12 protein-coding genes are annotated in these 13,151 nt (G+C 70.0%); 4 read left to right on the forward strand and 8 right to left on the reverse strand.

Translation table 11 applies throughout. The features are described from left to right. Window positions 1-77: 77 nt before the first annotated feature. The gene (locus AC2D10_RS09485; RefSeq protein WP_484707352.1) at window positions 78-1,058 is read left to right on the forward strand and encodes an aldo/keto reductase; all 981 of its coding nucleotides are present in this window, start codon (window positions 78-80) and stop codon (window positions 1,056-1,058) included. A 101-nt stretch (window positions 1,059-1,159) separates the two neighbouring features. On the opposite strand, the gene AC2D10_RS09490 is transcribed toward AC2D10_RS09485, so the two are convergent. The 8 genes from AC2D10_RS09490 to AC2D10_RS09525 form a co-directional block, all read right to left on the reverse strand. After that, window positions 1,160-2,674 carry an aldehyde dehydrogenase (NADP(+)) gene (locus tag AC2D10_RS09490; protein WP_484707353.1) on the reverse strand — a complete coding sequence of 505 codons (1,515 nt, stop codon included), beginning with the start codon at window positions 2,672-2,674 and terminating at the stop codon, window positions 1,160-1,162. After that, window positions 2,671-3,861: a fumarylacetoacetate hydrolase family protein gene (locus AC2D10_RS09495; RefSeq protein ID WP_484707355.1), complete on the reverse strand. Its 1,191-nt coding sequence runs from the start codon at window positions 3,859-3,861 to the stop codon at window positions 2,671-2,673. Before AC2D10_RS09495 ends, AC2D10_RS09490 begins: the two co-directional genes overlap by 4 nt. Window positions 3,862-4,009: 148 nt before the next feature. Next, window positions 4,010-4,780 carry an enoyl-CoA hydratase/isomerase family protein gene (locus tag AC2D10_RS09500; protein WP_484707356.1) on the reverse strand — a complete coding sequence of 257 codons (771 nt, stop codon included), beginning with the start codon at window positions 4,778-4,780 and terminating at the stop codon, window positions 4,010-4,012. After that, complete coding sequence (locus AC2D10_RS09505; RefSeq protein ID WP_484707357.1) at window positions 4,777-5,889, reverse strand: hypothetical protein; 1,113 nt, start codon at window positions 5,887-5,889, stop codon at window positions 4,777-4,779. Before AC2D10_RS09505 ends, AC2D10_RS09500 begins: the two co-directional genes overlap by 4 nt. Then, window positions 5,886-7,160, reverse strand: coding sequence for a CaiB/BaiF CoA transferase family protein (locus tag AC2D10_RS09510; protein ID WP_484707358.1), 1,275 nt, complete (start codon window positions 7,158-7,160; stop codon window positions 5,886-5,888). The genes AC2D10_RS09505 and AC2D10_RS09510 overlap by 4 nt, the downstream gene beginning before the upstream one ends. 38 nt (window positions 7,161-7,198) lie before the next feature. Further along, the gene (locus AC2D10_RS09515; RefSeq protein WP_484707359.1) at window positions 7,199-8,248 is read right to left on the reverse strand and encodes a Gfo/Idh/MocA family protein; all 1,050 of its coding nucleotides are present in this window, start codon (window positions 8,246-8,248) and stop codon (window positions 7,199-7,201) included. After that, on the reverse strand, window positions 8,245-9,204 hold the full coding sequence (locus tag AC2D10_RS09520; protein WP_484707360.1) for an MBL fold metallo-hydrolase: 960 nt from the start codon (window positions 9,202-9,204) through the stop codon (window positions 8,245-8,247). The genes AC2D10_RS09515 and AC2D10_RS09520 overlap by 4 nt, the downstream gene beginning before the upstream one ends. After that, window positions 9,201-10,355 carry a mandelate racemase/muconate lactonizing enzyme family protein gene (locus tag AC2D10_RS09525; RefSeq protein ID WP_484707361.1) on the reverse strand — a complete coding sequence of 385 codons (1,155 nt, stop codon included), beginning with the start codon at window positions 10,353-10,355 and terminating at the stop codon, window positions 9,201-9,203. The genes AC2D10_RS09520 and AC2D10_RS09525 overlap by 4 nt, the downstream gene beginning before the upstream one ends. 132 nt (window positions 10,356-10,487) lie before the next feature. Between AC2D10_RS09525 and AC2D10_RS09530 the strand changes: the two genes are divergently transcribed. The 3 genes from AC2D10_RS09530 to AC2D10_RS09540 all read left to right on the forward strand — a co-directional run bounded on the left by AC2D10_RS09530 (window position 10,488) and on the right by AC2D10_RS09540 (window position 13,118). Continuing rightward, entirely contained in the window at window positions 10,488-11,231 is a 744-nt protein-coding gene (locus tag AC2D10_RS09530) for a FadR/GntR family transcriptional regulator (RefSeq protein WP_484707362.1), read from the forward strand. A gap of 79 nt (window positions 11,232-11,310) precedes the next feature. Beyond that, entirely contained in the window at window positions 11,311-12,300 is a 990-nt protein-coding gene (locus tag AC2D10_RS09535) for a type IV toxin-antitoxin system AbiEi family antitoxin (protein ID WP_484707363.1), read from the forward strand. Then, entirely contained in the window at window positions 12,297-13,118 is an 822-nt protein-coding gene (locus AC2D10_RS09540) for a hypothetical protein (RefSeq protein ID WP_484707364.1), read from the forward strand. Before AC2D10_RS09535 ends, AC2D10_RS09540 begins: the two co-directional genes overlap by 4 nt. Window positions 13,119-13,151: the final 33 nt, after the last annotated feature.

Consider the following 13,151-nt stretch of genomic DNA (forward strand, 5'->3'; position numbering starts at 1 on the left):
CATTGTCCCCCGAATGCGGAGAACCGCGTACGGATCGCTCGACGGGTCATCATACGTATGAGTAATCTGAGAGCATCATGCAGACCGTCAGCCTCCGCACCGGCACTCCCCTCACACGCTTCGGCCTCGGCGGCGCACAGCTGGGCAACCTCGGCCGGGTGACCACCGACGAGCAGGCCCGCGCTGCCGTCGACACCGCGTGGGACCGCGGCTCACGCCTGTTCGACACGGCCCCGCACTACGGTCTCGGCTACTCCGAGCAGCGACTCGGTGCGCTGCTGCGCGATCGTCCGCGCGACGAGTACGTGCTGTCGACGAAGGCCGGACGCACGCTGGTGCCGCAACCGTACGACGAAGGGCAGCTCGATGACGGCGGCTTCGCGGTGCCCGCCGCCTACCGTCGAGAGTTCGATTTCTCGCACGACGCGATCCTGCGCGGCATCGACGACAGCCTCGAGCGGCTCGGCACGGACCGGCTCGACATCGTGTACCTGCACGACCCCGACCAGCACTGGGAGCAGGCGTCGACCGAGGGCATCGGCGCGCTGATCGAGCTGCGCGACCAGGGCATCGTGCGCGCGATCGGCGTCGGCATGAACCAGTCCGCGATGCCCGCCCGCTTCGTGCGCGAGACCGACATCGACGTCGTGATGCTCGCCGGCCGCTTCACCCTGCTCGAGCAGACCGCCCTGGCCGACCTGCTGCCTGCGGCGCTCGAACGCGGCGTCGGCATCGTCAACGTCGGCGTCTACAACTCCGGTCTGCTCGCCCGCCCGCGCGTGTCCGCGGACGCGACCTACGACTACGTGCCCGCTCCCGCCGCGATCATCGCCCGGGCGAACGCCATCGCCGACGTCTGCGAGGAGTTCGGCACCGACCTTCCGACCGCCGCGATGCAGTTCAGCCTGCGGCATCCGGCCGTGTCATCCATCGTGCTCGGATGCCGCGACGGCCGCCAGGTCACCGAAGGCATCGACCGCCTCGAGGCGAGCGTCGACGACGACCTGTGGGAGGCGCTGATGACGCGCGGGCTGCTGCCGGGGGGTGTGTTCGGCTGAGGTCGGGCTGGCGCTTTGCGGAGGACATCTGCACTGCGGAGGGCCGGATCTCGGCATCCGACCTCCGAACGGCAGATCTCCTCCGCAACGCAGCGCCCGCCTCACCCCGCCGCGAGCTCGAGCACCCCGTCGACCCGACGCGGCACGCCGACCGGGCCGTCGCGCAGCTCGTCCGGAAGCACGTCGGCCGGGGCATCCTGCCAGGCGAGCGGACGCAGGAAGCGCCGGATCGCCGTGACGCCGACCGAGGTGTGCTGCGTGTTGGTGGCCGGCCACGGACCGCCATGGTTCATCGCCCACGACACCCGCACACCGGTCGGGTACCCGTCGTAGACGAGGCGGCCGACGAGGTCGCGCGCGGCCTCGGTCAGTTCGGCGCGGAGCTCTCCCTCACCCGGCTCCGAGTGGATCGTCGCGGTGAGCGAGTGCGGCACGGTCTCGAGTGCGGTGACGACGTCGGCGGTCGCGGAGTACCGCACGAGCACCACGAGCGGGCCGAACGCCTCTTCCGCGACGGCCGGTGTGACATCGGTCGCGTCGATCTCGAGCACGGCCGGCGTCAGGGAGAATCCGTCCGCTCCGGCCTGCGGCGCGACGAGGCTGCGTGCGCCGCCCTCGTCGATCAGCCGCGTGCGGATCTCGTCGAAGGCCCCGTGGATGCGCGAGTTCAGCAGAGTCTGCGCGGCAGCATCCTGCGCGCGGGCGACGACGTCGGCGACGAGCGCGTCGCCCTCGGCGCCGGCGGGCACGAACGCGATGCCCGGTTTGGTACACAGCTGCCCCGCCGATCCGGTCACCGAGGTATGCAGGCCGTCGCTGATCGCGGCCGTGCGCTGCGCCGCCGCGCCCGGGGTGATGACGAGCGGGTTCAGGCTCGACAGCTCGCCGTAGAAGGGGATCGGCGTCTCGCGCTCGTCGATGATCGCCTGCAGGATCCTGCCCGTCGAGAGCGAGCCGGTGAATCCGACGGCGGTGATGCGCGGATCCGCCACCAGGTCGGCACCGGCCTGCTGTCCGTAGACGATGCCGAACGTGCCCTCGGGGGCGCCGAAGGCCTCGGCCGCCCGCGCGAGCGACTCGAACGAGCGCTGCGAGGTGAGCAGATGCGAGCTGTGCGCCTTCATGACCACCGTGTTGCCCCCGGCGAGCGCCGATGCCGTGTCGCCGCCGACCACCGAGAACGCGAAGGGGAAGTTGCTGGCGCCGAACACCGCGACCGGCCCGATCGGCACGAGCATGCGGCGGACGTCCGGTCCCGCCCCGAGCGGGGTGGGTCCGGCGTGATCGATGATGGCCTCGAGATAGCCACCCTCGTCGACGGCGTCGGCGAAGAGCCGGAACTGGAAGACGCTGCGCGAGAGCTCGCCGTTCAGACGGGCGGCGGGCAGCCCCGTCTCGGCCAGCGCCGCGTCGACGAGGGTCTCGCGGTCGGTTTCGAGTCCGTCGGCGAGCGCGCGCAGCAGCCCGGCCCGCCACGCGCGAGGATGCCGGCGCAACTCCGCGAACGCGGCGGCGGACGCCGTGGTGATCGCGGCGACGCCGGCGGCATCCGTCGCGGTGAGGTCTGTGGCCGAGGCCGCGCCCGTGCGCGGGTCGGTGGTGGTGAGCGTGGTCATGCACTCGTCCTTCCGAGCAGGCCTCGCTGAGCGAGGTTGTGGAGCAGTGCGCCGATGCCGAAGTCCCACGGCGCAAGTTCTTCGCTGTGCTGCACGCGGTTCACCAGCGCACCGAGGTGTGGTGACGAGATGCGCACGACGTCGCCGACGTGATGCGTGAAGCCGTGGCCCGGCTCGTCGCGGTCGTCGGTGGGAGCGAACATGGTCCCCAAGTACAGCACGAAGCCGTCGGGGTAGGCGTGGTGCGCTCCGCTGGCCTGGCGCACGAGATCGGCCGGGTCGCGACTGATCTGCGCCATGTGCGAGGCGGCCTCCATGCGGAAGCCGTCCTCACCCTCGACCGCGAGGGTGACGCTCTCGGCACGCAAGTCGTCGAGTCCGAAGTGGTCGTCGAAGAGCCGGATCAGCGGACCGACCGCCGCCGAGGCGTTGTTGTCCTTCGCGCGCCCGAGCAGCAGGGCCGAGCGGCCCTCGATGTCGCGCAGGTTCACGTCGTTGCCGAGCGTCGCGCCGACGATCTCGCCGGTCGACGCGACGACGAGCACGACCTCGGGCTCGGGGTTGTTCCACTTCGACTCGGCCAGTATGCCGACATCCGATCCGCCGCCGACGGTCGCGAGCACGGGGGCCTTGGTGAAGATCTCGGCGTCCGGGCCGATCCCCACCTCGAGGTACTGGCTCCACAGTCCCGCACCGATCAGCACCTGCTTGAGACGCGCGGCCTCGGGAGACCCGGGCACCAGGTCGCGGACATCTCCGCCGAGCGCGTCGAGGATCGTGGCCCGAATGCCGTCGGCCGACTCGGCCTCGCCGCGGGCGCGCTCCTCGATGATGCGCTCGAGCATCGACACGGGGAAGGTCACGCCCGACGCCTTCACCACCTGCAGATCGATCGGCGAGAGCAGCCACGGACGACTGTCGTCGCGGGTGTCGATCGCGGTGTTCGCCCACACGTCGTCGAAGGAGCCGATCGCCGGTCCCTCTGCAGCACGCACGGCCGCGGCAGGATCCGGGATCTCGGTCAGCGCGGTCATCGTCGGGAAGACGGCGGAGACATCGTGCAGGATGCCGTCGCGCAGCGCCACCACGCTCGGCCCTTCCGGCAGCTGCACGCGTCCGACCAGCAGTGCGCTGCTCGCGTCGTCGGGCAGCACGCTGGGGCCGTCGCCGGTCCAGTTCTCACTCATCTGATCCTCGTGTTTCTCGTCGTGGGTGGTCCGTATCGCCGGAGGCGCGTTCACAATTCAGCAAGAACGGGCGGAAACGCCCCGGTCCGGCGCGAACCGGGCGGATTCGACGGGTTTCTGCTGAGTTGTGAACAGCGAACCCCGCGCATCAGCGTCGATGGAACACGCCCGCGCGCTTCTCGGCGAAGGCCGCGCGCCCCTCGGCGGCGTCCTCCGTGGCGAAGGTGATGCCCTGCATCTCGCGCTCATACGCGATGGCCTGGTCTTGCGGCATGTTGACCGCCGCGCGCAGATTCGCTTTGGCGGTCTCGGCGGCGATCGGCGGGCGTGAGGCGATCACAGCGGCGAGCTCGTGCGCGCGATCGAGCAGCGCGTCGGCGGGCACGACCTCGCTGATGAGCCCCCACGCGAGGGCGCGCTGCGCGTCGATCGCGTCGCCTGTCAGCAGCATCAGCGCCGCGTTGCTCGCCCCGATCGAGTTCGCGAGCAGCACCGACATGCCACCTCCGCCGATCCAGCCGAGTGTGATCTCGGGCGCCGCGAAGCTCGCGGTGTCGGCGGCGATGCGGATGTCGCAGGTCAGCGCGGCCTCGAGCCCTCCGCCGAACGCGTAGCCGTTGACCGCGGCGATCACGGGCTTTCGGAGTCCGCGCAGCGCATCGCAGTAGTCGCGGCGGTTGCGGAACTCCCACGGGGTCTCGTACTGGTTCAGCGTGGCGATGTCGCTGCCGGCGCTGAACGCGCGCCCGGTGCCGGTGTAGACGACCACCCGCACCTCGGGGTCGCCGTTCAGTGCGCGCACGATGTCGACGAGCGCGTCGCTCATGTCCTGCGTGACGGCGTTGAGCTTGGCGGGGCGGTTCAGCCGCACGGTCGCGACGTGGCCGACGGTCTCGACGACGATGAGGTCTTCGGTCATGAGCTCTGCTCCTCGGGGGTAAGGAGGGCGGCGAACCGCTCCTCGATCTCGTCGAGCGCCGACGCGGCGGGGCGCTCTGCGGCGACGGCCGCGCGGACGACGGCGGAAGCGGCGGACTGGAAGGGGATGTATCCCGCGACGCGCGGGCGCACCCACGCGGCCTCCATGGTCGAGAGCGTGCGGGAGTAGAACCCGTGCGCGGCGGCGTCGACCGCGGCATCCGTCCATGCGGCGCGACGCCCGGGCTGCCCGTCGTGCTGCGGGATGAAGCCCCGCTGCCGATCCGCGCCGAGCAGGTCGCGGAGGTGAGCGAGCAGAGCGGGGGACGGCTCGGTGCGTCGGGTGACCGCGATGCCGGTGCCGCCGATCGTCGACCCGATCCGTCCCTCGAACGCCGGCGCGCGATCGAACACCACGATCGGCGAACTGTAGTTCACGTAGCCGTAGATCAGCGGGATGCATCCGATGTCGCCGCGGTCGCGCATCCGGTCGAGCAGACCGATCGGGTTCAGCGCGGCGGTGCCGTCGGGCGCGTTGACCGAGAGCCGCGTCAGCAGTTCGAGCGCGCGGAAGGCGATGGCCCGGTCGAAGAACGGAGTCGCGTGGCCGGGGTCATCGCCGAGCGACACCGCGATCGAGCACAGCGACAGGAACGCGTGGGGTCCGGCCAGGCTGGTCGCGACGAGCCCGCGGTCGGCAAGCGCCAGCGCGTCGTCCCAGGTCTCGGGGGCGTCGGTCACGAGATCGCGCCGGCGCACCGAGACCTGGGTCGCGGCATCCAGCGGCAGAGCCCAGAGCCGACCGTCGAGCCGATACGAGGCGATGCTGGGGCCGACCGCGGCATCCGTCCACTCCTGCACCTGGGCGGCAGGAAAGAGGTCGTCGATCGGGCGGATGCTGTCGGCCGCGAGGGCGTCGCCGAGGTGCGGATGATCGAGCACGAGCAGGTCGTAGCGCCGGGCGAGGTCATCGATCGGCGCCGACTCGAACCCCTCGAGCGACTGCACCTCCCAACGGAGTGTGTCGCCGTCACCGAAATCGCCGGCGGCCGCCTCGAGCGCATGGCGGCCGCGCGGGTGATCCCACGTGAGGCCGACATAGCCCGTCACGACGGGACCGCCACCGGCGCGTCGGACTGCACGACGTCCCCCCGTGCAACGTCGGCCGGTGCGACGTCGGTCTGGGCCACGGCACCGGCGTCGAGCAGCTCCTGCGCGCGCTCGGCCGAGAAGCCGAGCTCGGTGAGGATCTCGGTCGTGTGCTCGCCGGTCAGCGGGGCGCCGCGGTCGATGCGCGCCGGCGTCTTGGCGAAACGGTACGGGAACCCGGGGGTCTTGATGTGTCCCTCGGTCGCGTGGTCGTACTCGACGAATGTGCCGTTGTGGATGATCTGCGGGTCGTTCACGAGCTCCTCGTAGCCGTAGACGGGGCCGACCCACATGTCCGCGGGCAGCAGCGTGTCGAGCCAGTGCTGCGTGGTGCGGGTGCGCAGGTGTCGGGCGACCGTCGCGTAGAGCTCGTCGCGATGCGTCCATCCGTGCACCTCGGCGTCGAGTCCGGCGAACGACGGCTCGTCGAGGATCACGCCGAGCTTCTCGAGATCGGCGAAGCCCAGCGCGAGGTACCCGTCGCTGGTTGCGAAGACGCCGTAGGGCGCACGGATGTAGACGTGCGCGTTCGGCTCGGCTCCACGCTTTTGGGGCACGCCGCCCACCGTGTAGACGCTGAGCTCCTGCATCTGCAGCGTCGTGAGCGCGTCGAGCATGTTGACGGTCACGAGCTGCCCTTCGCCCGTGCGCTCGCGGTGCAGCAGCGCGGCGAGCACGGCCTCGAACGCGGTCGACGCGGTCACGGCGTCGGCCAGATACTGGCCCGCGGGTGTCGGCGGCTCACCGGCGCGACCGGCCGACAGCATCGCGCCGCTCATCGCCTGCACGAGCAGGTCCTGCCCCGGGCGATCCTTGTACGGCCCGTCCTCGCCGTAGCCCGACATCGAGACGTACACGAGCGCGGGGTTGATCGCCGCGAGGCTCTCGTAGTCCAGCCCCAGACGGGCGGCCACGCCCGGGCGGTAGTTCTGCAGGAACACGTCGGCGCCCGCAATCAGGGTGCGCACGACCTCGCGCCCCGCGTCGGACTTCAGGTCGACCGCGAGCGAGCGCTTGTTGCGATTGAGCGACAGGAACGACACGTTGATGCGGTTGCCCTTCGCCCCGCCGGCCGAGGCGAAGCGCTGCCACTCGCCGGCCGTCGGCTCGACCTTGATCACGTCGGCGCCCAGGTCTCCGAGCCGCTGCGCGGCAAAGGGGCCGGCCATGGCGATCGAGCAGTCGATGACGCGGTAGCCGTCGAGGACGCCGCGGGGTGATGTGTCGGACATTTCCTACCTCTGTGTGCGGATGACGGGGAAGAGCGGGGTCAGACGGGGGTGTCGACGCCGCTCGCGGCCGATGAGCGCAGCAGCGCGTCGATCAGTTCGACCGAACGTGCGGCGACCGTGACGTCGGAGTTGTTCTCACGGCTCGCGCCGGTGATCAGCTCGATGAAGCGGGCGGGCGGGATCAGGCACTCGTACTCGCCCTCCCCCTCGGCGATCGCGACCTCTTCGCGGCGGCCGTCGTAGCGGCTGAGCGTGACGCGCTCGCGTTCGACATCGATCATCAGCACGCCCTCGGACCCGAACAGGCGGATGTCGACCTGGTACTTGTCGCCGTCGGCGAGCGTCGCCGCTCCCGACAGCGAGCCGAGCGCACCGTTGTCGAACCGGATGACCCCCGCGTCGAACAGGTCGACCGGCGCACCGGCGGTGAGCACGCGCCCGGCGACGGATGCCGCGCGCAGCCCCGTGAGCCAGAACAATAGCGCGGATGAATGTGTGATCTGCCCGTGCGCGTAGCCGCCGCCGTGCGCGGGGCTCGACCAGGTCGACGGGTCGGGCGCGGTGTCGGAGTTCCAGCGCTCGAGCATGTGCGTGGGGTCGGTGCCGAACAGCCCGCGGGTGGGCGAGGCCATGTGGCACAGGGCGTATTGGATGTCGCCGATGGCGCCGGCATCGAGCATCCGCTTCGCCGCGATCGTGAACGGCTTGTAGTTCCAGCCGTACGGCACGAGGAAGACGGTGCCGGCGCGCTCGGCCCTGGCCGCGAGGTCCCAGGCCTCGGCCGCGTGCAGCGTCATCGGCTTCTCACACAGCACGTGCAGTCCGCGATCGAGCGCCTGCGCGGCGAGCGGGTGGTGCAGGTCGTGCGGGGTCGAGATCACGACCGCGTCGATGTCGGCGTCGAGCAGCTCGGTCGCTTCCTCGGTGGCGAAGCCGAAGCCGAACTTCTCGCGCACGCCCTCGAGTCCGTCGCCCCTGCCGCAGACGCCCGCGAGCTCGACGTCGTCGCGGGCGGCGAACAGCGGGAAGTGGTTGCTCGTGGCCCACCAGCCGGCGCCGATCGCGCCGAGACGCACCGGCGCGGTCACGCGACCCACCGCCAGGTGCGCACGCCCGAGCGCTCCCCCTCGACGACCCGCCCCTGCTGCACGAGACGTTCGAGGTTCCCGGTCACCGGAAAGATGAGGTACTCCGCGGCGGCCGGCGGCCACGGCCCGAGGTCCGCCGCCGCCCGGTGGATGAGCTCGAGCGACGTCAGCTCTTCCCCCGCGGCGAGCACCTGCGCGATCGCGCGATCGACCCGTTCGGTGTAGGCGAGCGAGGCGTCGAGGAAGCCGTTCACGGCATCGCCCTCGTACACCGGATAGTGCGCGGTGAGCAGCAGGTCGGCGTCGAGCGCCCGCAGACGACGGATGCTGTCGACATACGCCACCGTGTCGCGATAGGTCGGAGGGAACGCCGGACGCCCGTCGGCGGTCGGCACGGTCTCGCCCAGGACGGCGTCCGAGATGAGCAGCGTGCGGTTCGCGGCATCCCACAGCGCGAGGTGGCCCGGGGAGTGCCCCGGCACCGACAGCACCTCGATGGTGCGATCGCCGAGGTCGAAGGTCTCGCCGCCGTCGAGCGCCCGGTGCACCGGCACGAGGCCGGTCGAACGGCGCACCTCGGCCGTCGTCTCGGGCGGATCATCGAAGCCGTCGCGGGCGGCGAACTCGCCGTAGCGGCCCGAGATCAGCAGCTCGACGTCTTCGGTCATCGGCACATCGGCCCGGCCGGCGAGGAACTCCACGTGCGGGGCGGCGGCGGCCAGGGCGGCGTTGCCTCCGGTGTGATCGAAGTCGCAGTGCGAGTTGATCACGTGCTGCAGGTCGGCGAGGTCGAACCCGGTCTCCGAGAGGGCGGGCAGCAGGGTCCCCTCGACCGAGTCCGCGACGCCGGTGTCGAAGAGGATCGCCCCCTGCGGTCCGGTGAGCAGGTACATGGCGATGAAGCGGGCGCCGAGCGGCGTTTCGATGCGATGGATGCCGGGGCGCAGCTGCATCATTCCCCCCAGGTGCCGAGGTCGACCAGACGGAGCCCAGCCCGCGGCGAGCGCACGTGCGGACCTGCGGGTTCCTGCCAGTCCGCCTCGCTGCGTGCGCGGGTGATGATGCTCTCATCGACCAGGATGCCGACGCCGGGGCGGTCGCCGAGCACGATGCCGCCGTCTTGGAACTCCTGGTCGAGGGTGAGCCCGAACGGCGAGCCGAGGTCCTGCACCTCGGCCGAGAGGTGGTTGGGCACGGCGGCCGCGGCCGCCGTCACGGCGTGGTTCGCGGTGAGGCCGACGGGACTGACCGGCAGGTCGCGGCCGTGCGCGGCGATCGCGACGCGGAGGAAGTGCGTGACTCCCCAGACCGCGCCGGCCTGCACGATGTCGGCGCCGCCCGCGTCGAGGAGGGGGCGGTACTGCTCGAGTCCGGTGAGGTTCTCTCCGGTGGCGACGGATGCCTTGATGGCGGCGCTCAGACGCGCGTGCCCCGCGGCATCCCACCGCCGGAGCGGTTCCTCGACCCAGGTGAGGTCGAGGTGCTCCTCGAGGGCGCTGACGTGCCGGACGGCCTGCTTGAGATTCCACGACTCGTTGGCGTCGAGCATCAGCGCGGGGGGTGCGCCGTTCACCGAGAGCAGGTCGGTGAGGATGCCGAAGCGGCGCAGGTCCGCCTCGACACTGCGCCCGCCCTTGAGCTTCGCGGCCGTGTACCCGCGATCGGCGAAGCGGCGGTAGAGGGCGGCGAGCTGATCGTCGTCGAGCGCCGCGTCGAGGCCGGACGCGTAGCCGGGCACGAAGCGGTCGCCCGCGCCGAGCAGACGCCACAGCGGCTCGCCCGCGAGCTTTGCCTTGATGTCCCACAGCGCCGTGTCGAACGCGCCGATGCCGCCGAAGGTCGCCCCGCCGTGCGATGACTTGAAGACGCGGGCGAGCATCGCGTCGTACAGCGTGGTGACCGCGCGGGGATCCTGTCCCTCGAGCGCGGGGAACAGCCGCTCGAGGTCGGCATGCGAGCCCATGCCCACGCCCTCGACGCCTTCGTCGGTCTCGAGGATCACCAGGGGCACGTCGGTGACCCCGGATGCGATGAATCCGTTGACGTCGCCGACGGGCCGTCCCCAGTCGTGGACGGTGCGCAGCGTGCGGTAGCCGGTGATCTTCATGTCGCCCTTGAGTGTGAGAGATCGAGGTCTGGAACAACGCGTGACGCGAAGTAGAAACACCATACATCATATGTCTGTCGTTTCGTGAGTGTCCACCCCCGGTCTCCCACGCGGATCAATAGAGTGTCAGGCATGACACCGCCCGCAGAGTCCGCCACCGGCCGCGCTCGCGCGCCGATCGACCGCATCGGCGCGACCGTGCTGAACGAGCTCGTCCAGTCGATCGTGACCGGCGAGTTCGGCCCCGGAGACCTGCTCCCGCCCGAGAGCGTGATCAGCGTGCAGTTCGGTGTGAGCCGCACCGTCATCCGCGAGACGATGAAGCGCCTGCAGGAGAAGGGCATGATCACGGTCGCCCAGGGACGAGGGACGCACGTGAACCCCTCGACCAGCTGGAACGTGCTCGACCCTTCCGTACTGTCGGCGATGATCAGCAACGACTCCACCCTCGGCGTGCTCGACGACCTCAGCGTCGTGCGCGGTGCCCTCGAGGCGGCGATGGCCGCGGCCGCCGCCCGCACGGTCGACGACGAGGCGCGGACGCGCCTGCAGGAGAACCTCGCCGAGATGCACGCCTGCGTCGACGACTCCGCCGCCTTTCGCGAGGCGGACCTCCGCTTCCACCGAGCTGTGATGTCACTCGCCGACAACGCGCTCGCCGAGAACATCGCCCGCGTGCTGATCGAGCACGCCGTCGGCAGCGACCGCTTCACCGGCGTCGACCCGGCGCACGCCTTCGAGCTGACCCTCGCCGAGCACGAGAAGATCCTCGACGCCATCTCCGCCGGCGACGAAGAGGCCGCCCGCATCGCCATGAGCGAGCACATCCTCGGCTCGTGGAGCCGCCGCCGGCTTCCGTCGAAGAAGCGTTCCTGACGGGATTGCCAGCGCGTGTTCAGTTTTACGTGATTTTCATTTAAAATGAACACGACAATAAACTGAACGAGGCGGTGTTGTGGACACTCTGGTCACGCAGGACTTCGCGGATCGGCTCGACGAGCTCGGGCTTCGGTTCGCCGAACCCATCGACCTCGCGGACCTCCCGGCTCAGGAAACGGTGCTCGCGACCCTGGTCCACGAACACGGCCGCGCCGAGTACCTGATCGGCTACTCGGACCCGCTCACCATCTCATCGAACGACTGGGTAAAGCCGCACTACCTCGGAAGTCACCGACTGCTGCTTTTCGGGCCCCGAGTCACCGAGCGCGGGGCGCAGATGTTTCGGAAGCTGGGCATCGACTACATCGATCAAGCTGGCAACGCCGCCGTCGATTTCGCCGGTGTGCACATCGATGTGCGCGGGCGCCGACCATCCCCCTCGGCGCGCATCAGCGGGCCCCGCATGACGCGCGGGGGTGTAAACCTCTTCAGCCCGAAGCGCTCGCAGGTGATCTTCGGTCTCCTCGCCTTCCCCGAGCTGACCAGCGCGCCGGTCCGGGTGCTCGCCACTGCTGCAGGCGTCTCACTCGGTCAAGCCCAGGAGACACTGGAACTACTGGCCCAATACGACTTCGCGGACGAGCGGCGCCAGATCACGCGAGGGCAACGCGATCGCCTCATCGACCAGTGGGTGGCGGCGTTCCCGGCGGGACTGGGGTCGTCAGCCAGGACGGGTCGCTTCGCGGGCGAATGGCGCGACACCGACGCGGGCACGACCTCTGCATCCATCAGTGGTGAGGCGGCGGTCCCCGATCTCCTCCGGCCGGAGACAGCCGTGCTGTACACCGACGATTTCCCCGTCGAGATGATCCGCGCGAACCGATGGCGCCGTGACGAGCAGCGGCCGAACATCCTCCTGCGTCATCGTTTCTGGCGTGCGCCGGAGGCCACCGCGACATCGGGGCTTTCGTCTGCTCCCTGGTTACTGGTGTACGCCGACCTGCTCGCATCGCAGGACGGTCGTCAACGCGAGGTCGCGGCAGATGTTCGGGCGAAGCACCTGTGATCGACCTCTCACGGGTGAGTGCTCGCTTCTACGATCTCGTCACACCGGTCGTCGATGAACTCGTTACGGAAATCGGAATCGACCCCGGCCGCATCCTGCTCGTCGGCGCAGCATGCCGGGACATCCTTCATGCCGGCTTCGGTCATACCTTCGCCGTTCGCGCCACCACTGACACCGATGTCGGAATCGCGGTGGATGACTGGACGATCTCCGAGCGGATCGAGTCGCGATTCCCCCGGAGCGGCAGCAACGGGATTCGATATCGGATCGCCGGCACTTCCGTCGACATCATGCCCTTCGGCGGCATTGAGGATCCCGAGGGCGTCAGCCTTCCCGCCGCTCGCGGCGAACAGCTTGTCGTCTTCGGGTTCGGTGACGTGTATGACCGCGCCATCCCGCTGCAGCTATCCAATGGCCGCCAGATACGTCTGCCGCAACCCGCCGGCTACGCGGCACTGAAGCTGCGCTCCTGGATCGATCGATCCGTTCACTATGGACACGATAAGGACGCGAAGGACCTCGCGCTCGCCGCCCATTGGTACCAGAACTCGCCCGTGATCACGGAGCGTCTCTACGGGTCGGACACCGGATTCGAGCTCTTACAGGAGCTCGACTTCGACGCTGAGATCGCCGCCACGAGGCTTCTCGCGCACGATCTGGCAGGGCAGCTTTCGCCCGTCAATCGCGAGGATCTCGCTCGCCGCTGGGCCGAGACCGACCCGCTGAGCCTCGCCCGAGACTTCGTGCTCCCCACCAGCGGCCCGCCGTCGTCAGATCTTGATCGACGCCGAGCTCACGTCGCGCAGTTGCGCTGGTGAGAGGCAACTGAGAGAACCGACCGAACATCGGTC

This window comes from Microbacterium sp. PI-SA-G, assembly GCF_057215335.1.